Genomic DNA, 19,132 nt, shown 5'->3' with positions numbered 1-19,132 from the left:
ATCCGTTGTCGCTATTCCTCGCGCTGCTGCTGCTTGCCGTCGTGCTCGGCTTTGCCGTCGCACGCCCGCGGGGCTGGCCCGAGGCGTTCGCGGCGATACCAGCCGTCGCGGTGCTGATCGGGGCCGGCACGATATCGGTGCACCAGGCCGCCGCCGAAGCGGCCAGCCTGGCCCGGGTAGTCGCGTTTCTGGGCGCGGTACTGGTGCTGGCCAAACTGTGTGACGACGAAGGCCTGTTCGAGGCGGCCGGAGCGGCGATGGCCCGGGCCCGATTCGGTTCGCAACGGCTGCTGCGGCAGGTGTTCGTCATCGCCGCCGTCATCACCGCCGTGCTGAGTTTGGACGCGACGGTGGTGCTGTTGACCCCAGTCGTACTGGCCACGGTCCGCTGGCTGCGGGCGCCGGTCCGGCCGCATGCTTATGCCAGCGCGCACTTGGCCAACGCCGCCTCACTGTTGCTGCCGGTGTCGAATCTGACCAATCTGCTCGCCTTCCACATCGCCGATCTGTCGTTCATCAAATTCACTGCGGTGATGGCGTTGCCATGGCTAGCCGCGGTCGGCACCGTATACCTGGTCTTCCGCTGGTTCTTCGCACGCGATCTGGATGTGTCGCCGGAACGACAGGAAATCGGGCCCCCACCGCGCCCGCCGCTATTCGTGCTGGCGGTAGTGGGTTTGACACTGGCTGGGTTCGCCATCACCGAGGCACTGGGTGTGGCACCGGCCTGGGCTGCAATTGCCGGCGCATCGGTGCTGGGTATCCGCAGTCTTCGGCACCGCCACACCACAGTGGTGGAGCTGGTGCGCGCGGTCAACGTGCCGTTCTTGGTGTTCGTGTTGGCGTTGGGCATTGTGGTAGAGGCCGTGATGCTCAACGGCGTGGCCGACGGCATGCGGGCGGTGTTGCCATCGGGCTCGAGCTTGCCTGCGCTGCTGGGTATTGCCACGGTTGCCGCCGTGCTGGCCAATCTCGTCAACAACCTGCCCGCGACGCTGGTACTGCTGCCGCTGGCCGCAAGCAGTGGGCCGGCGGCGATTTTGGCGGTGTTGATCGGAGTGAACATCGGACCCAACTTGACCTACGTCGGGTCGCTCTCCAACCTGCTGTGGCGGCGGGTCCTGCGTCGGCACAACGTGCCGGCGAGTATCGGCGAATACACCCGGCTGGGGCTGTGCACCGTGCCCACCGCGTTGGTGGCGGCGGTGCTGGCATTGTGGGTCAGCGTGCGGCTGCTGGGGGTTTGATACAGCGAGCAGGCAACGGCATGCCGAGATCAGCCATCACCGCCCGCAATTGGGCGGGCTGGTCGGTGATGATGCCGTCGACGCCGTCGGCAATCAGGGCGCGCATGGCCTCGGTGTCGTTGACAGTCCACGGAAGGACCTTGATCCCCAACGCATGTGCCCTGTCGACCAAAGCGCTGTCGACCAACGAATAGGCTGGCGAGACGATGCTGGCGCCGACCATCGCGGCAGCAACGACCGGATCACCGACGACGGTCGGGTCGATCCCCGCCAGCCACGAAGACCCGGGTCGCCATGTCATCTGGTTCCACAACGCCACCACGGGAATCGACGGCTCGACTTGCCGCACCATCGGCAGTATTCGCCAATCGAAGCTCTGAATCTCGACGCGGTCGGTCTTGCCCGCCGCCCGAACGGCGGCGAGGATCACCTCGACGAACTCGTGCGGAGTGGCTGTCGCGGACGGCGCGTCGGGATCCACCTTGGTCTCGATGTCGTAGCGCACGTCGGCCCGATAGGAGTCGGTGAGCGCAAAGATCTCCGGTAGCGTCGCGATCCGGTCGCCGCAGTCGAGCGTGCGGAGCTGCGCCAGCGTGAGCTCGTGTACGAGCTTCCCAACGTAGGGATACTGCGGGTCCGTGGCCGACGCGGGCGCGGTGTCAGCGCATTTTTCCAGCTGGATGTCCTGGTCGTGCCATACCACGGGCTGGCGGTCCTTGGTTATGCCGATGTCGAACTCCAGTGTGCTGACGCCTATTTCGAGTGCAGCTGCGCCGCCACGGTGCGCCACCAGGTCGAAGCTGGATGGTTGTGCGCTGGCCGGCGGCGGACCGGGAACGACGAGAACCGCCAGAACCAGTGCGGCCAGGCGAAAACGCATGCCTGGTTAACGCCTGCGTTGACGCGCGATGTCGGCGAGCACCACCCCGGCAGCCACCGAGGCGTTCAACGATTCAGCGGAACCGGCCATCGGGATCGACACCACCGCGTCGCAGCTCTGCCGCACCAGCCGCGAGAGTCCCTTGCCCTCGGATCCGACCACCACCACCACCGGCCCGGATGCGTCCAAGTCGTCGAGCGTGGTGTCACCCTCGGCATCCAACCCGACCAACTGGACACCGCGGGCGGCCCAATCTTTCAGGGCGCGGGTCAGATTCGTGGCCCGGGCGATCGGCACCCGGGCCGCCGCGCCGGCGCTGGTCCGCCAGGCCACAGCAGTCACCGAGGCCGAGCGCCGCTGCGGGATCAACACCCCGTGGCCGCCGAAGGCTGCCACCGATCGCACGATCGCACCCAGGTTGCGCGGGTCGGAGACGTTGTCCAAGGCGACCAGCAGCGCCGGCGGGGTGTCCAGAGCGGCCGAAAGTAGATCGTCGGGATGGGCGTAGTCGTACGGGGGAACCTGCAGCGCGATGCCCTGGTGCAGGCCGTTGGTGGTCATCCGGTCCAGATCGCTACGCGGAACCTCCAGAATCGCGATACCGGAATCGGCCGCCCGGGTAACGGATTCGGTGAGCCGCTCGTCGGCCTGACCACCGAGGGCAACATATAGCGCGGTGGCCGGAACACCGGCACGCAGGCATTCCAGCACCGGATTGCGGCCCAGCACGGTCTCGGTCTCATCCTCGGTGCGCTTAACCGGCCGACGCGGCTGCGACCGCAGCCGCTTGGACGCGGGATGGTTGGGCCGCATATGGGCGGGCGGCGTGGCGCCGCGGCCCTCCAGACCCCGGCGACGGACACCGCCCGACCCGACGGTGGGACCTTTCTTGGTGCCGGGCTTGCGTATCGCCCCGCGCCGGCGCGAGTTGCCGGCCATCTACTTGGCTTCCAGCGACCACTGGGGTCCGTCGGCGGTATCGGTGACCTCGATGCCGGCGTCCTTGAGGCGGTCGCGGATCTGGTCGGCCAGCGCCCAGTCGCGCTGTTCGCGGGCCTGCTCACGTCGCTCCAATTCGGCGCGTACCAGCACATCGACAGCGGCCAATGCGGCCGAGGTCTCGTCGTGGGATTCCCAGCGCTCGTCGAGCGGATCGCAGCCGAGGATGCCCATCATTGCCCGGATCGCGCCGGCGCTGGCCAATGCGCCGTCGTGGTCGCCGGCATCCAGCGCCCGGTTGCCTTCCGCGCGGGTGTGGTGCACCTCGGCGAGCGCGATCGGCACCGCCAGGTCGTCGTCGAGCGCCTCGGCGAACCGCGGCGTCCATTCTCCGGGAACGACGGCGCCGACCCGATTGCGCACCCGATGCAAGAAGTCCTCGATGCCGAGATAGGCGTTGACTGCGTCTTGCAGCGCGCTCTCGGAGAACTCCAGCATCGAGCGGTAATGGGCGCTGCCCAGGTAATAGCGCAATTCGGCAGGCCGGACCCGTTGCAGCACAGCGGGAATCGCCAGCACGTTGCCCAGCGACTTGCTCATCTTTTCGCCACCCATGGTCACCCAGCCGTTGTGCAACCAATAACGGGCGAAGCCGTCTCCCGCCGCGCGGCTCTGAGCGATCTCGTTCTCATGGTGCGGGAACACCAAATCCATGCCGCCGCAATGGATATCGAACTCGGGCCCTAGGTAGGTGCGGGCCATCGCCGAGCATTCCAGATGCCAGCCTGGACGCCCGCGACCCCACGGGGTCGGCCACGACGGTTCGCCGGGCTTGGCGCCCTTCCACAACGTGAAGTCACGCTGATCGCGCTTACCGGTGGCCACTCCCTCGCCCTGGTGCACATCGTCGATTCGGTGTCCGGACAGCTGCCCGTACTCCGGGTAACTCAGGACGTCGAAGTACACATCGCCGTTGCCGGCGTAGGCGTGGTCGGTGCAGATCAGCCGCTCGATCAACTCGATCATCTGGGTGATGTGCCCAGTGGCGCGCGGCTCGGCCGACGGCGGCAACACACCCAGCGCGTCGTAGGCGGCGGTGAACGCGCGCTCGTAGGTGGCCGCCCATTCCCACCAGGGCCGGTGGGCCGCCGCGGCCTTGTTGAGGATCTTGTCGTCGATGTCGGTGACGTTGCGGACAAACGCGACGTCATAGCCGCGCGCCATCAGCCAGCGCCGCAGGATGTCGAAGGCCACGCCGCTGCGCACGTGCCCGATGTGCGGCAGGCCCTGCACGGTGGCGCCGCACAGATAGATGGAGACGTGCCCAGGCCGCAGCGGGACGAAATCACGCACGGCACCGCTCGCCGTGTCGTGTAGCCGCAGTTGGGCGCGATCGGTCACGACGTGCCAGCTTACCGGGGCGACTCGTCCCGTCTCACCGCGAGCGTGCGCAGATCCGGGAATTTGCGCGCGTGTCGGCCGGGGACACGCACTCTCACGCTATAAAGCGACCACCAGCGCAGTGGCTATCGCCGCAATACCTTCGCCGCGACCGGTCAAGCCCAGACCGTCAGTCGTAGTGGCCGACACCGCCACCGGCGCGTCGAGTAGCGCGGACAGCAATTCTTGCGCCTCGGCGCGTCGCGGTCCGATCTTGGGTCGGTTACCGACGACCTGCACGGCCGCATTGCCGACGCGGTAGCCATGTTCTGAAATCAGTTCGACGACGACGCGCAGCATGTCGGCTCCGCTGGCATCTGCCCAGCGGGGATCGTCGACGCCGAACACGCTGCCGACATCGCCAAGCCCGGTAGCCGACAGCAGGGCGTCGCACAATGCGTGCGCGGCGACGTCACCGTCGGAGTGGCCGGCGCAGCCGTCGGCGTCCGGAAACAGCAGGCCCAGCAGCCAGCACGGCCGCCCCGGCTCAATGGCATGCACATCGGTGCCCAGACCGACCCGAACGTTCATTGCTTAACGATGGCCTGGGCCAGCAATAAGTCCAACGGGGTGGTGATCTTGAAGGCCAGCGGATCGCCCTCGACCACCTGGACCTGGCCGCCGATGTGCTCGACCATCGACGCGTCGTCGGTGAATTCGACGTTCGAGGCGCGCTGGTAGGCGCGATGCAGTAGTTCGGTCGCAAAGCCCTGCGGGGTTTGCACCGCGCGCAGGCCGGAGCGCTCGGGTGTCCCCAGCACGACTCCGTTGGCGTCGACGGCCTTGATGGTGTCCGGTACCGGCAGCGCAGGCACGACGGCCGGATGTCCCGCCTGCAGCGCCTCGACGACGCGGACCACCAAACCCGGCGGCGTCAGGGGCCGCGCTGCATCGTGCACCAGTACGAAGTCCGGTTCTCCGGCGGCGGTCAACGCTCGAGCGACCGACTCTGTGCGATTGGCGCCGCCGGCCACAACCGCGGCGTCGCGTCCGAGTATCAGCTTGGCTTGGTCGGTGCGGTCGGCAGGCACCGCCACGACCACGCGATCGACGACTCCGGACTCCAGCAGAGCGGTTACGACGCGTTCGACCAGCGTGCGTCCGTCGAGATGAAAAAACGCTTTGGGAACACCGGCCGCCAGCCGTTCACCCGACCCCGCGGCCGGGACGACCGCGACCGTGCCCGCCACAGTCAGGACGCGGCGGCCAAAACCTCGTCGAGGATTGTCTCGGCCTTGGCGTCGTCGGTGCTTTCAGCCAGCGCCAACTCACCCACCAGGATCTGGCGTGCCTTGGCCAGCATCCGCTTCTCCCCGGCCGACAGGCCGCGTTCCTGGTCGCGACGCCACAGGTCACGCACCACCTCGGCAACCTTGTTCACATCACCGGAGGCAAGTTTCTCGAGGTTGGCCTTGTAGCGGCGCGACCAGTTGGTCGGTTCCTCGGTGTGCGGGGCACGCAGCACCTGAAAGACTTTGTCCAGACCTTCTTGCCCGACCACATCACGCACGCCCACATACTCAGCGTTGTCGGCAGGCACTCGAACTGTCAGGTCCCCCTGCGCCACCTTCAAGACGAGATACTCTTTTTGTTCCCCTTTGATGGTCCGGGTTTCGATCGCCTCGATTAACGCAGCACCGTGGTGTGGATAGACAACGGTGTCTCCGACCTTGAAGATCATCTGGTTCGAGCCCCTTTCGTTACTGCAATTCTAGCACGGTGCGTCGACAGGCGTGGTCCAACGGTGCAGGTCAGGGGCATCGCACAGGAAGCGTAGGGGTTGACAGACTGGTGAATTCGTGCATGGCACCGACCTTTTGATAACCCGGCTGGGGACCCTCGGGGCCCCGCCGACAACTTGCGCCGGACCCCTGAACAAGGGCATTGAAGATCGTACTGCGCTGCCCTGTGTACGCTGCCGGCGCCCTCGACTACCAGCCGTCGGATCTGACCTACTACTGTGCATAGTCGAACCGTCACGGGCGAGCAGGAGGCTTTGAGTGAAACGCTTGGACAATCGCCGCTCGACCACCCTCGCCGCACTGGCCGCCGGGAGCGTTCTCGGCGCTCTCACACTCACCGGCTGCGGCAGCGGTCAGCTCTCGCAGACCGCCGCCCAGGTACCTGCCGTCAACGGCACCGGGACGGTGATCAACAACGTGGCGCTGCGCAACGTTCACATTCAGGCCACGCAGACCGGCGACTTCCTGGAGCCGGGCAAAACCGTGGACCTGGTCCTGGTGGCGGTCAACGACTCCGTGGATGTCGCCGACAAACTTCTCGGCATCACCTCGGACATCGGCCCGGTGACGGTGTCCGGCGATACCGCACTGGCGCCGGGTGGAACGTTGTTCGTCGGCACCGCCGACGGCCAGAGCAAGAAAGCCGTCGAGGCCATCGAGCCCGCAGGGACCGCGAAGGCGATCGTGGCGTTGAACAAGCCGATCACCAACGGCCTCCTCTACAACTTCACCTTCGACTTCGAAAAGGCCGGGCGCACCAGCTTGACCGTGCCGATTTCCGCGGGGCTGGCTCCCCGCCAGGAAGAAACGCCCGCCCCGGCCGAATAGCCCTGAGCTGTCATACCGGCCCGATACCGTTCCGGTGTGGCCAAGACACGCTCGCAATACCGCTGTTCGGAGTGCCGGCACGTCACCGCTAAATGGGTAGGACGCTGCCTCGAGTGCGCCACCTGGGGAACGGTCGAGGAAGTGGCGGTGCTATCCGCCGTCAACGGCCGGACCCCACGCTCAATAGCCTCGGCGGCCCCGACGTCGCCGGCGGTGCCCATCAGTTCTATCGAGCCGCATAGCGCGCGTCACTGTCCCACTGGTGTCGACGAACTCGACCGAGTGCTGGGCGGCGGTGTGGTGCCCGGCTCGGTGACACTGCTCGCCGGCGAGCCGGGGGTCGGTAAGTCGACATTGCTCCTCCGGGTCGCCCATCAGTGGGCCCGGTCCGGTCGACGCGCGTTGTACGTCTCCGGTGAGGAGTCCCTCGGCCAGATCCGGCTGCGCGCCGACCGGACCGACTGCAGCCACGACGAGGTGTTCCTGGCTGCCGAATCCGACCTGGGCGCGGTGCTCGGTCATATCGAGGCCGTGCGGCCCACGCTGGTCGTGGTCGATTCCGTACAGACGATGTCCACCACCGAGGCCGACGGTGTCACCGGCGGGGTCACCCAGGTGCGGGCGGTGACCACCGCGCTGACGGCCGCAGCGAAAGCGGACGACGTGGCGATGATCCTCGTTGGCCATGTCACCAAGGACGGCGCCATCGCCGGACCGCGTTCCCTTGAGCATCTCGTGGACGTGGTGCTGCATTTCGAGGGGGACCGCAGCTGCACCTTGCGCATGGTCCGTGGCGTCAAGAACCGATTCGGGGCCGCCGACGAGGTCGGCTGTTTCCAGCTCCACGAGGGCGGCATCGAAGGTGTCGCTGACCCGTCCGGGCTGTTCCTGGACCAGCGGCCGCGGCCGGTCCCCGGAACCGCGATCACGGTGACGCTGGACGGTAAGCGACCCCTGGTCGGCGAGGTTCAGGCGCTGCTGGCCAGCCCGTCGGACGGGCGCCCGCGCCGCGCCGTCAGCGGCATCGACCACGCCCGCGCCGCGATGATCACCGCCGTACTGGAAAAGCATGCCGGGCTGGCACTTTCGCCCGTCGACATCTTCCTATCCACCGTCGGAGGCATGCGGTTGGCCGATCCGTCGTCGGATCTGACGGTGGCGATTGCTTTGGCGTCCGCCTACGCGAATCTTCCGCTGCCCACTACCGCCGTGATGATCGGTGAAGTCGGATTGGCCGGCGATCTGCGGCGGGTCAGCGGAATGGAGCGCCGGCTGGCCGAAGCCGCCCGGCAGGGCTTCACCACCGCGCTGGTTCCAGCCGGATGCGACGCGTCGCCGACGGGCTTGCGGGTCCGCCAGGCGGCCACCATCGTCGCGGCGTTGCAGCACATGCTCGACATTGCGGAGCACTGCAGCAACACGCCAGCGCCACCGCACCGGCTCGACCCGCCTCCGGCGGAGCAGAATGGCGGGTAATGACTGCGAGCAAAGCCAGGAGAATCGGCCCGGTACCGACGCCGCGGCCCACCCTGCGTGAGTCCGTCGGGCGACTGGCGCCGGGAACTGCGCTGCGCGACGGTCTGGAGCGCATCCTGCGCGGCCGTACCGGTGCGCTGATCGTGCTGGGCTACGACGACAGCGTGGAAACCATCTGCGACGGCGGCTTCTCTCTGGACGTGCGGTACGCGCCGACGAGGTTACGTGAGCTGTGCAAGATGGACGGGGCAGTAGTGCTGTCCACCGACGGGAGCCGCATCCTGCGCGCCAACGTCCAGCTGGTTCCCGACCCGTCGATCCCCACTGATGAATCCGGCACTCGGCACCGCTCGGCCGAGCGGGCCGCCATCCAGACCGGTTACCCGGTGATCTCGGTCAGCCACTCGATGAACATCGTGACCGTCTATGTGGCGGGGGACCGCCACGTGCTCGCCGACTCGGCGACCATCTTGTCGCGGGCCAACCAGGCCATCGCCACGTTGGAGCGCTACAAGATCAGGCTCGACGAGGTCAGCAGACAACTCTCGCGGGCCGAGATCGAAGACTTCGTCATACTGCGCGACGTCTTGACAGTGGTGCAGCGGCTGGAATTGGTTCGCCGGATCGGTCTGGTGATCGACTACGACGCTGTCGAATTGGGCACCGACGGGCGCCAACTGCGACTGCAGCTGGAGGAGTTGCTCGGTGGCAACGACCTCGCCCGGGAACTGATCGTGCGCGACTACCACGCCAACCCCGAGCCGCTGACCAAAACCGAAGTCACCGCCACGCTCGACGAGCTGGATGCCCTGTCGGACGCCGAGTTGCTCGATTTCACCGTGCTGGCAAAGGTTTTCGGATACCCGTCGACGACCGAAGCCCAGGACAGTGCGATGAGCTCGCGCGGCTACCGCGCGATGTCGGGTATCCCGCGACTGCAGTTCGCTCATGTCGACCGGCTGGTTCGCGAATTCGGCTCACTGCAGGGTCTACTGGCCGCCAGCGCCGGCGACCTGCAGTCGGTGGAGGGTATCGGCGAGATGTGGGCTCGGCACGTGCGCGAAGGACTGTCGCAGCTGGCCGAGTCGACGATCGCCGACTCAGTCAGCTGAGGCGCCGGGCGATCCTGCTCAGTTACCGCCGGGAGCCTGCGCTGGACCGGGCGGTGGTCCGAGTTCGCCGGGTGCCGGCAGCCCGGGCTGGGGCGCACCCGGCCCTGCCGCCGGTGGGGCACCCGGCGGTGCGGCATCAGCCAAGATGAACGGCACCGGCGCCGAGCGCAGGTTGCCCAGTTGCACGACGAGGTTGTAGGTGCCGGCGCCAATCGGCTGTCGCGGCAGTGGGCACTGCGGCGCCGATCCCATACCGGTCCACGTCACGGCCGTGGTCACCTGCTCGCCGGGCGTGAACGTCTTGACCAGGGTTTCGTTGGACGGCGCGCAATCCAGGTTGGACCACAACCGCTTGTTGTCCAGTGAGTAGACGTAGGCCGCCAGCACCGCTGCTCCGACATTGCGTTTGCAGGCCACCAGCCCGATATTGGTGACGACCATGGTGAATTTCGGCTGGTCACCGATCACGTACTGGGGTGCGTTGGTCAGGCCTTTGACGGCCAGTGTCGAATCCGGACAGTCGTCGCCCTCCTTGAGCACCGGTGGCGGCTGCACAGCCGCGGTCGGGGTCTCGGTCGGGAGTTGGTTCTCCCCGGCGGGCGGCACTACCGGCGTCTTGACTTCGGGCTGCGCGCCGGAGGCCGCGGCCGGGGGACTCGACGGCTTATCGGCCGCGGCAGGTTTGGCGTCGGCGTTTCCGCTCAGCAGAGCGACAACGGTCGCGACCACGATTCCGACCACGACAACCGCGATACCGATCGCCAGTCCCCTGCGTCGCCAGTAAATCTCCGGCGGTAACGGGCCATGCGGTTCCAGATCCAGCACATTCACACGGTAAGCCCAGGTCACTGCAACCTGTCCGACCGCTCTCGGCGTGTCGCGATGCTGGTCCCGCGCGGTCATCCGCCGCGCTGCTCGCGTTAGGGCTCGTCGCCGACGTTGCCGATGTGGTTGCGCAGGACCGCCCGTCCGTCGGCGAGGTGGTAGGTGACGCCCACGATCGCCAGGTCACCCGAACCGACCCGCTCAGCGATGGCTGTCGAACGGGCCATCAGCTGCGCGCCGGTCTCGGCCACATGTCGCGCTTCGAACTCGTCGACCCGAGTCAAGCCCTCGCGGCGACCGAGCAGGATCGACGGCGTAACCCGCTCGACCAGGTCCCGCACATACCCTCCGGGTAGCACGCCGTCGTCCAGTGCGGACAGTGTGGCCTTCACCGCGCCGCAGCTGTCATGGCCCAAGATCACGATCAGCGGCACATCGAGGACCGACACCCCGAATTCGATCGAGCCCAGCACCGCCGAGTCGATCACGTGGCCGGCGGTGCGGACCACGAACATGTCGCCCAAACCCTGATCGAAGATGATCTCGGCGGCCACCCGACTGTCGCCGCACCCGAACAGCACAGCGGTGGGTTTTTGTCCCTCGGTGAGACTCGCTCGGTGATCGATGCTCTGGCTGGGATGTTGGGGCTTGCCGGCGACGAAGCGCTCGTTACCCTCTTTGAGTGCCTTCCATGCGGAGATCGGATTGGTATTGGGCATGGCCGACATTCTGCCGCACCCGCCGATGAGCCTGTCGGCGGAGGAGCTTCTCGACTGGTATGACCGTTCGCGGCGCGATCTGCCGTGGCGCAAGCCCGGTGTCCCGCCGTGGCAGATCCTGGTCAGCGAATTCATGCTGCAGCAGACTCCGGTGGCGCGGGTGCTGCCGATTTGGCAGGAGTGGGTCACCCGGTGGCCGTCGGCGTCGGCTACCGCAGCGGCGAGTGTGGCCGATGTGCTGCGGGCATGGGGCAAGTTAGGTTATCCGCGGCGAGCCAAGCGCCTGCACGAATGCGCCACGGTGATCGCGCGTGAGTATGCCGACGTGGTCCCCTGCGACGTCGACACGCTGGTCACACTGCCGGGGGTCGGCAGCTACACCGCACGCGCAGTCGCCTGCTTCGCTTACCGTCAGCCGGTTCCGGTGGTGGACACCAACGTGCGCCGGGTGGTTGCCCGGGTCGTCCACGGACGCGCCGAAGCGGGCGCGCCCTCGGCTGTCCGCGACCACGCCGACGTGTCCGCGCTGCTGCCGAGCGACGATAGCGCGCACCGGTTTTCAGCTGCGCTGATGGAATTGGGCGCGACGGTGTGCACCGCCCGCAGTCCACAATGCGGCCTGTGTCCGCTCAGTCGGTGTAGCTGGCGGCAGGCCGGATACCCGGCGGCGGAGGCGCCCGCTCGGCGTCCGCAGCGCTACGCCGGAACCGACCGCCAGGTCCGCGGATTGCTATTGGATGTGTTGCGCCTCAGCGACTTCCCGGTCAGCCGCGCCGAGCTCGACGTGGCCTGGCTGACCGATACAGAGCAGCGGGACCGGGCGCTGAATTCTCTGCTTGCCGACGGCTTGGTGGAACAGACGATCGACGGAATGTACGCCCTGGCGGGTGAAGAATTTTAACGTGCACCCAAGAATGACTCCACCGCATTGCGGTACGTCTGCGGCGCGTCGTCGTGAATCAGATGGCCGGCGTCAGCAACACGCAAGTAACTTGTTTGGCAGCCGGTTTCATTCATCACCTGCATTTGGCCGGCTGGCGTGACCGAGTTGCCGGCTTCGATGAGCAACGCCGGTGACCGCACCGCCCGCCACTGCTCCCAGTAATCACGGGTCCCCCATTCGGCAGCAATCTCGATCCACCGCGCGGTGTGACCATGCAGCCGCCAACCGGTCGCCGTGCGATCAAATGCATCCAGGAAGTACTGCCCGGCAACCTGTCCGAATTCATCGAATATCTGCTTCTCAGAAGAGAATTCGACCGGCAGGTTATGCAGCCACGGTTCCCAGGGGCCGGTTGTACGGCCACGAAAGTCTGGCGCCATATCCTCGATCACCAACGCCGACACCAAGTCTGGGCGCTCTGCGGCCAGGCACCACGAGTGCAGACCACCCATCGAATGCCCGACCAGCCGCGCCGGTTCGCCCAGGGCGCCCACCGCGTCGCCCAGGTCGGCCACGAAGCGTTCGGTGCTGATCGGGTATGGGTCAGCGACGTCGCGACCGCGGTGCCACGGTGCATCGTAGGTGTACACGGCGCCCAGTCGGGTCAGCCACGGCAACTGGCGCGACCACGTGCTTCCCCGCCCCATCAGGCCGTGCACCAGTACCACCGGCTGCCCGCGTCCCCCACGGGGAGTCAGCAGCTCGGCAGTCACGTCGGGCACGGTAGCCTAGGCCCATGCCAGTGGTGAAGATCAACGCAATCGAGGTGCCTGCGGATGCCGGCCCCGAGCTGGAGAAGCGGTTCGCCCATCGCGCGCATGCGGTCGAGAATTCGCCCGGCTTTTTGGGCTTTCAGCTGCTTCGCCCGGTCAAGGGCGAGGACCGCTACTTCGTGGTGACGCAGTGGGAGTCCGAGGAAGCCTTCCAGGCATGGGCGACCGGCCCGGCCATCGAAGCCCACGCCGGCCACCGGGCCAACCCCGTGGCGACCGGCGCGTCGCTGCTGGAATTCGAGGTTGTGTTAGACGTTGCCGGTAGCGGCTCGACGGCGTAGCCCACACCGGGCGCGGCACCGCGCGCTGGCAGTGGCTGTGGTCGCCGCCTTGGTGGCCGCGTCGGCGCCCGGCTGTGCTTCACCACCCACACCGGCTGCGCACGCGGCCGATACCGGTGTGCGGATCGACATCAGGACGCCGCCGGGGCTGCGGGCTCAGCAGACCCTGGACATGCTCAACTCGGATTGGCCGATCGGTCCGATCGGTGTCGGCACCCTGGCGTCGCCCGAGGCGGCCAAGCAGGTCGAGAACACCATGGAAGCGCTGTGGTGGGACCGCCCGTTCCGCCTCGACGCGATCGACATCAGCGCGGGCGCGGCCACCCTCAAACTCATCACGTCCTACGGCGCACGACAGTCCATCCGCATTCACACCAATGACGACACCCTGGTGGACAGCTTCGACCTCACCACGCAGCCACCAACCATCTCCTCGTGGCGTGACGTCGATGACACGTTGACCAGGACCGGCGCGCGGTATTCCTGGCAGGTCGCCAAAGTCGATAACGGCCACTGTGATCCAGTGGCAGGCACCAACACCGCGCTATCCCTGCCATTGGCCTCCATTTTCAAGCTCTACGTGCTGTATGCCGTCGCGGCAGGGGTCAAGAACGGCACCGTGTCCTGGAGTGACCAGCTGACCATCACCGACAAGGGCAAGGCGGTCGGTTCAGGTTTGGAACTGCCTGTCGGAGCTCATGTTTCAGTCCGTACCGCCGCCGAGAAGATGATTGCCACCAGCGACAACATGGCGACCGACCTGTTGATCGGGCGGGTGGGGCCGCAGGCCGTCGTGAATGCGCTCATCGCGGCCGACCACCACGACCCGGCCAGCATGACACCGTTCCCGACCATGTACGAGCTGTTCTCGGTCGCGTGGGGTGAGCCGGACCTGCGAACACAATGGAAGCAGGCCGATCCGCAAATCCGCGCACAGCTATTGCAGCAGGCCAATTCCCGCCCATACGAACCGGATCCGACCCGGGCCCACACCCCAGCATCTGAATACGGTGCGGAATGGTATGGCAGCGCCGAGGACATCTGCCGGATACACGCCGCGCTACAGGAAGGTGCCGTCGGCAAGGCGGCACCAGTGAAACAGATTTTGTCCGCCGTCCCCGGCGTCGACCTGAACCGACGCGAGTGGCCCTACATCGGGGCCAAAGCCGGTGGGCTGCCGGGTGACCTCACGTTCAGCTGGTATGCCGTCGACAACATGGGTCAGCCGTGGGTGGTCAGCTTCCAGTTGAACTGGACACGCGATCACGGGCCCAGCATCACCGGCTGGATGCTTCAAATCGCCAAGCAGGTATTCGCGCTGCTGCCCTCGCAGCGCTAGTTCGTCAGCAGCGTCCACGCATGTCCGCGGAAACGCATCACGGTCACGCTTGCCGGTGCAATATCCATGCGCCAGAACGACTTTGCCGGTGCATCCAACGTCACCAGGATCGCGGCGCGGATCACCGACGGATGTGTGACGGCGATCAGCCGCGACCGGGTGCTGGTCAACGAGTTCAGCCACGCGCGCACCCGCTCCACCAGGTCGACCACCGACTCGCCGCCGTGCGGAGCACGGGTGGGATCGGTGAGCCAGACCGCCAGTTCAGCCGGCCGCACTCCGCCGAGCACGTGGCCGCGCCACCGGCCACAGTCCAAGTCGGCCAGTTGCGGTTCGATCCTGGGCGCCAAGCCGAGCAATTCCGCCGTTTGCCTGGTTCGCTTCTCGGGCCCGGCGAGTGCGACGTCGGCGACGCCCAGATCGATCGACGCGTCGACTTGCCGGTGCCCGGCGCCGTTGAGCGGCTCATCGGTGGGGAAACGTCCGGCCGCCAGCGCCTCGGTCATTGCATGCGATACCAGCGTCAGCCGGATGATTTCGCCCCTGGCGCTCCGACCGTCGACCCGACCCAACATCATGATCATTATCGCGGTCACCCCAAAGCCCGGTCACGGCGGGTTTGAAAAGCGTTGTCACTGCGCTGTGCTCACACCGGCACGGTCAGTTGCCAGGCCGATGCAGGCGGTATAGCGTCTTTCGCGATAGTCATGTGACGGCGAGGAAACCGGTGCATATTCCGGTGCGGTCGCGCCACTGTGACCAGCGTTTCGACGCTGGGAGCCAGACCTTCCCGCACATCTCGGATGGGAACGCGAAAATTCCCGGGAGGCGGTCTTATGTCAGTTCCGGCATCCGCTGCTCGATCAGCCGGTCTCGGCGCGAGCATCCGCAGGCTGACATCGACGTGGGATCGCCGCGATCGCATCGAAATCGGTGCCCTGCTGGGCGTGATCGTGCTGATGCACGTCCTCGGATTCGCGACGCTGATTCTGTTCATCGCGCCACACCGGTATCAGGCCGGAACCCAAATCTTCGGTGTCGGGCTCGGTGTCACCGCCTATTTGTTCGGGCTCCGGCATGCGTTCGACGCCGACCATATCGCGGCCATCGACAACACCACGCGCAAGCTGATGAGCGACGGGCAGAAACCGAAGTCGGTCGGATTCTGGTTCGCGATGGGCCATTCCACGATCGTGCTGGCAATGGCGGTCCTGGTCGTGCTCGGCGCCCACGCGGTGGGCGCTCTGGTAGACGACGGCTCGCCGGCCCGGCATGCACTCGGCTTCGCCGGCACGCTGGCCTCCGGGCTGTTCCTGTATCTCATCGCCATCATGAACATCATCGCGCTGAGCGGAATAGTCCGCGCTTTCACCAAACTTCGGGGCGGGACATACTCCGACGAGGAACTCGAAGTAGCCCTCAACGACCGCGGTTTCCTGGCGCGGCTGTTGCGTCCGATCATGAACCGCATCAAACGGCCGGTGCAGCTTTATCCCGTCGGCGTGCTGTTCGGGCTTGGCTTCGACACCGCAACTGAAGTCGCGCTGCTGGCGTTGGCGGGCACCGGTGCGGCGGCCGGCCTGCCGTGGTACGCGGTCTTGGTCCTGCCCTTACTGTTCGCCGCCGGCATGAGCCTGATGGACACGTTGGACGGCCTGCTGATGACCGCGGCCTACGACTGGGCGTTCATGCAGCCGGCCCGCAAGATCTACTACAACCTGACGGTCACCGGACTGTCGATCGCGGTCGCGCTACTGATCGGGTCGATCGAGCTCGTGTCGATCCTGCACGACGACCTCGGCTGGGTCGACCCGGTCACCAGTTGGATCGCCGGCATCAACCTGAACAATGCCGGTCTGGCGATTGTCGTGCTCTTCGCGGTGACGTGGATCGGCGCGATCGGCTATTGGAAGCTGGCCAACGTCGAAGCGCGCTGGCAGCCGGTCAAGCCGGACTGAGACCGGCTGCCTTGCGCTTTCGCTACTCGGCGCTGTGCGCACCACCGGCGCTGTGGGCTCCGGCCTTGGCCAGATCTTCTTCAGCCGGCTCGGCCGGCTTGCGGGTTCCGGTGAACGTGAACACCGCATCCTCGCCGGCGCCTTCGCCGTCCCAGTTGTCCACGTCGACGGTGACGACCTGACCCGGACCGATCTCCTCGAACAGAATCTTCTCCGAGAGTTGGTCTTCGATCTCGCGCTGAATGGTTCGCCGCAGCGGACGCGCACCCAGCACCGGATCGAAGCCCCGCTTGGCCAGCAGCGACTTGGCCTTCTCGGTCAGCTCCAGCGCCATGTCCTTGGTCTTGAGCTGCTTCTCGACCCGGGTGACCATCAGATCGACCATCCGGATGATCTCGTCGCGAGTCAACTGGTGGAAGACGATGATGTCGTCGATGCGGTTGAGGAACTCCGGCCGGAAGTGCTTCTTCAGCTCGTCGTTGACCTTCTGCTTCATCCGCTCGTAGTCGTTCTCGCCGCCGCCCTGGGTGAAGCCCAGGCCGACCGCTTTGGAAATGTCGGCGGTGCCGAGGTTGGACGTGAAGATCAGCACGGTGTTCTTGAAGTCGACCGTGCGGCCCTGCCCGTCGGTGAGCCGGCCATCCTCGAGGACCTGCAACAGGCTGTTGTAGATCTCCTGGTGCGCCTTCTCGATCTCGTCGAACAGCACCACGGAAAACGGCTTGCGCCGGACCTTCTCGGTGAGCTGACCGCCCTCCTCGTAGCCGACGTATCCAGGCGGTGCGCCGAACAACCGCGACGCGGTGAACCGGTCGTGGAACTCACCCATGTCGATCTGGATGAGCGCGTCGTCGTCACCGAACAGGAAGTTGGCCAGCGCCTTGGACAGCTCGGTCTTACCCACACCGGACGGGCCGGCGAAGATGAACGAACCGGACGGACGCTTGGGGTCCTTCAGGCCCGCGCGGGTACGGCGGATCGCCTTCGAAACCGCCTTGACCGCGTCCTCCTGGCCGATGATGCGCTTGTGGATCTCATCCTCCATGCGCAGCAGGCGAGTGGTCTCGGCCTCGGTGAGCTTGAACACCGGGATACCGGTCCAGTTGCCCAGCACCTCGGCGATCTGCTCGTCGTCGACCTCGGCAACTACGTCGAGATCACCTGAACGCCACTGCTTTTCGCGCTCGGCCCGCTGGGCAACCAGTTGCTTCTCCCGGTCGCGCAGGCTGGCCGCCTTCTCGAAGTCCTGCGCATCGATCGCCGACTCCTTTTCGCGGCGCGCGTCGGCGATCTTCTCGTCGAACTCACGCAGGTCCGGCGGCGCGGTCATCCGGCGGATCCGCATCCGGGCACCCGCCTCGTCGATCAGGTCGATGGCCTTGTCCGGCAGGAACCGGTCGTTGATGTAACGGTCGGCCAGGGTGGCGGCGGCCACGATCGCGGAGTCGGAAATCGACACCCGGTGGTGCGCTTCGTAGCGGTCCCGCAGACCCTTGAGGATCTCGATGGTGTGCTCCACCGTCGGCTCCCCGACCTGCACCGGCTGGAAGCGGCGTTCCAGGGCGGCATCCTTCTCGATGTACTTGCGGTACTCGTCGAGCGTGGTGGCGCCGATGGTCTGTAGCTCGCCGCGGGCCAGCTTGGGTTTCAGGATCGACGCGGCGTCGATCGCGCCCTCTGCGGCCCCGGCGCCGACCAACGTGTGCAGCTCGTCGATGAACAGGATGATGTCGCCGCGGGTGTTGATTTCCTTGAGCACCTTCTTCAGGCGCTCTTCGAAGTCACCGCGGTAGCGGCTGCCGGCGACCAGCGAACCCAGATCCAGGGTGTAGAGCTGCTTGTCCTTCAGTGTCTCGGGGACGTCGCCGTGCACGATGTTCTGGGCCAGGCCCTCGACGACGGCGGTCTTGCCGACGCCGGGCTCGCCGATCAGTACCGGGTTGTTCTTGGTACGACGGGAGAGCACCTGCATCACCCGCTCGATTTCCTTCTCGCGACCGATGACGGGGTCGAGCTTGCCTTCCATCGCTGCGGCGGTCAGGTTGCGACCGAACTGGTCGAGCACCAACGACGTCGAAGGGGAGCCGGACTCTCCGCCCCGGCCGCCGGTGCCGGCCTCGGCGGTCTCCTTGCCCTGGTAGCCCGACAGCAGCTGAATGACCTGCTGACGCACCCGCGTCAATTCGGCGCCGAGCTTCACCAGCACCTGGGCGGCCACACCCTCGCCCTCACGGATCAGCCCGAGCAGAATGTGCTCGGTGCCGATGTAGTTGTGGCCCAGCTGCAGGGCTTCCCGCAAGGAAAGCTCCAGCACCTTCTTGGCGCGCGGGGTGAACGGGATGTGCCCCGATGGCGCCTGCTGGCCCTGGCCGATGATCTCCTCGACCTGGCTGCGAACGCCTTCCAGCGAGATCCCCAACGACTCCAACGACTTAGCGGCGACACCTTCGCCCTCGTGAATCAGTCCCAGCAGGATGTGCTCGGTGCCGATGTAGTTGTGGTTGAGCATCCGGGCCTCTTCTTGCGCCAGGACGACGACCCTGCGGGCACGGTCGGTAAATCTCTCGAACATTGGTGGTTACCTGCTCTCCCTCACCATCGGTACAACGACGGGCATTAGGTCGGTCCCT

At 66.4% G+C, this 19,132-nt stretch carries 19 protein-coding genes; 8 read left to right on the top strand and 11 right to left on the bottom strand.

All coding sequences use genetic code 11. From position 1 onward, the window contains the following. Positions 1 to 5: 5 nt before the first annotated feature. A complete protein-coding gene (locus AC5Y49_RS16810; protein ID WP_499888978.1) occupies positions 6 to 1,247 on the top strand; it encodes an SLC13 family permease in 1,242 nt (413 codons plus the stop codon). Here AC5Y49_RS16810 and AC5Y49_RS16805 read toward each other — a convergent pair. The 6 genes from AC5Y49_RS16805 to carD all read right to left on the bottom strand — a co-directional run bounded on the left by AC5Y49_RS16805 (position 1,222) and on the right by carD (position 6,187). Continuing rightward, positions 1,222 to 2,127, bottom strand: coding sequence for a glycerophosphodiester phosphodiesterase family protein (locus AC5Y49_RS16805; protein ID WP_499888976.1), 906 nt, complete (start codon positions 2,125 to 2,127; stop codon positions 1,222 to 1,224). The two genes, AC5Y49_RS16810 and AC5Y49_RS16805, sit on opposite strands and share 26 nt — an antisense overlap. A gap of 6 nt (positions 2,128 to 2,133) precedes the next feature. After that, entirely contained in the window at positions 2,134 to 3,066 is a 933-nt protein-coding gene (gene rlmB / locus AC5Y49_RS16800) for a 23S rRNA (guanosine(2251)-2'-O)-methyltransferase RlmB (protein WP_499888974.1), read from the bottom strand. Then, positions 3,067 to 4,467, bottom strand: a complete 1,401-nt coding sequence (gene cysS, locus AC5Y49_RS16795; protein ID WP_499888972.1) for a cysteine--tRNA ligase — start codon at positions 4,465 to 4,467, stop codon at positions 3,067 to 3,069. A gap of 99 nt (positions 4,468 to 4,566) precedes the next feature. Next, positions 4,567 to 5,037 (bottom strand): 2-C-methyl-D-erythritol 2,4-cyclodiphosphate synthase, encoded by a 471-nt coding sequence (gene ispF / locus AC5Y49_RS16790; protein ID WP_499888970.1) that lies wholly within the window; start codon positions 5,035 to 5,037, stop codon positions 4,567 to 4,569. Continuing rightward, entirely contained in the window at positions 5,034 to 5,702 is a 669-nt protein-coding gene (gene ispD, locus AC5Y49_RS16785) for a 2-C-methyl-D-erythritol 4-phosphate cytidylyltransferase (RefSeq protein WP_499889289.1), read from the bottom strand. Before ispD ends, ispF begins: the two co-directional genes overlap by 4 nt. Further along, complete coding sequence (carD, locus tag AC5Y49_RS16780; protein WP_065015102.1) at positions 5,699 to 6,187, bottom strand: RNA polymerase-binding transcription factor CarD; 489 nt, start codon at positions 6,185 to 6,187, stop codon at positions 5,699 to 5,701. Before carD ends, ispD begins: the two co-directional genes overlap by 4 nt. A 328-nt stretch (positions 6,188 to 6,515) precedes the next feature. Here carD and AC5Y49_RS16775 point away from each other — a divergent pair, with 328 nt between their 5' ends. Genes AC5Y49_RS16775 through disA form a run of 3 tightly spaced genes read left to right on the top strand, consistent with a single transcriptional unit; the run spans position 6,516 to position 9,664 of the window. Then, on the top strand, positions 6,516 to 7,076 hold the full coding sequence (locus AC5Y49_RS16775) for a copper chaperone PCu(A)C domain-containing protein (RefSeq protein ID WP_499889285.1): 561 nt from the start codon (positions 6,516 to 6,518) through the stop codon (positions 7,074 to 7,076). 36 nt (positions 7,077 to 7,112) lie between these two features. Continuing rightward, complete coding sequence (radA, locus tag AC5Y49_RS16770) at positions 7,113 to 8,552, top strand: DNA repair protein RadA (protein WP_499888968.1); 1,440 nt, start codon at positions 7,113 to 7,115, stop codon at positions 8,550 to 8,552. Continuing rightward, the gene (gene disA / locus AC5Y49_RS16765; RefSeq protein ID WP_499888966.1) at positions 8,552 to 9,664 is read left to right on the top strand and encodes a DNA integrity scanning diadenylate cyclase DisA; all 1,113 of its coding nucleotides are present in this window, start codon (positions 8,552 to 8,554) and stop codon (positions 9,662 to 9,664) included. Before radA ends, disA begins: the two co-directional genes overlap by 1 nt. Before the next feature lie 18 nt (positions 9,665 to 9,682). Here the strand turns inward: disA and AC5Y49_RS16760 are convergent, their stop codons facing one another. Together AC5Y49_RS16760 and AC5Y49_RS16755 are read right to left on the bottom strand one after the other, a co-directional pair. Continuing rightward, positions 9,683 to 10,489, bottom strand: a complete 807-nt coding sequence (locus AC5Y49_RS16760; protein WP_499889283.1) for a hypothetical protein — start codon at positions 10,487 to 10,489, stop codon at positions 9,683 to 9,685. 95 nt (positions 10,490 to 10,584) lie between these two features. Next, a complete protein-coding gene (locus AC5Y49_RS16755) occupies positions 10,585 to 11,208 on the bottom strand; it encodes a carbonic anhydrase (RefSeq protein ID WP_499888964.1) in 624 nt (207 codons plus the stop codon). Here AC5Y49_RS16755 and AC5Y49_RS16750 point away from each other — a divergent pair. Continuing rightward, positions 11,207 to 12,109 (top strand): iron-sulfur binding domain-containing protein, encoded by a 903-nt coding sequence (locus AC5Y49_RS16750; protein ID WP_499888963.1) that lies wholly within the window; start codon positions 11,207 to 11,209, stop codon positions 12,107 to 12,109. The two genes, AC5Y49_RS16755 and AC5Y49_RS16750, sit on opposite strands and share 2 nt — an antisense overlap. Here AC5Y49_RS16750 and AC5Y49_RS16745 read toward each other — a convergent pair. Then, the gene (locus AC5Y49_RS16745; protein ID WP_499888961.1) at positions 12,106 to 12,864 is read right to left on the bottom strand and encodes an alpha/beta fold hydrolase; all 759 of its coding nucleotides are present in this window, start codon (positions 12,862 to 12,864) and stop codon (positions 12,106 to 12,108) included. The two genes, AC5Y49_RS16750 and AC5Y49_RS16745, sit on opposite strands and share 4 nt — an antisense overlap. Positions 12,865 to 12,887: 23 nt before the next feature. On the opposite strand from AC5Y49_RS16745, the gene mhuD reads away from it, so the two are divergent. Both mhuD and AC5Y49_RS16735 read left to right on the top strand, forming a co-directional pair. Beyond that, positions 12,888 to 13,205, top strand: a complete 318-nt coding sequence (gene mhuD, locus AC5Y49_RS16740) for a mycobilin-forming heme oxygenase MhuD (protein WP_065015132.1) — start codon at positions 12,888 to 12,890, stop codon at positions 13,203 to 13,205. Further along, on the top strand, positions 13,180 to 14,544 hold the full coding sequence (locus AC5Y49_RS16735) for a serine hydrolase (RefSeq protein ID WP_499888959.1): 1,365 nt from the start codon (positions 13,180 to 13,182) through the stop codon (positions 14,542 to 14,544). Before mhuD ends, AC5Y49_RS16735 begins: the two co-directional genes overlap by 26 nt. Here AC5Y49_RS16735 and AC5Y49_RS16730 read toward each other — a convergent pair. Next, a complete protein-coding gene (locus AC5Y49_RS16730) occupies positions 14,541 to 15,119 on the bottom strand; it encodes a histidine phosphatase family protein (protein ID WP_499888957.1) in 579 nt (192 codons plus the stop codon). The genes AC5Y49_RS16735 and AC5Y49_RS16730 overlap by 4 nt on opposite strands. A 261-nt stretch (positions 15,120 to 15,380) precedes the next feature. On the opposite strand from AC5Y49_RS16730, the gene nicT reads away from it, so the two are divergent. Continuing rightward, positions 15,381 to 16,502, top strand: coding sequence for a Nickel transporter NicT (nicT, locus tag AC5Y49_RS16725; protein ID WP_499888955.1), 1,122 nt, complete (start codon positions 15,381 to 15,383; stop codon positions 16,500 to 16,502). 22 nt (positions 16,503 to 16,524) lie between these two features. Here the strand turns inward: nicT and clpC1 are convergent, their stop codons facing one another. Further along, positions 16,525 to 19,074, bottom strand: a complete 2,550-nt coding sequence (gene clpC1, locus AC5Y49_RS16720; protein ID WP_499888953.1) for an ATP-dependent protease ATP-binding subunit ClpC — start codon at positions 19,072 to 19,074, stop codon at positions 16,525 to 16,527. Positions 19,075 to 19,132: the final 58 nt, after the last annotated feature.

This window comes from Mycobacterium sp. NGS62, assembly GCF_059812285.1.
Note: the sequence above shows the minus strand (reverse complement) of the source record. Positions and strands in the feature narration are given on the sequence as shown.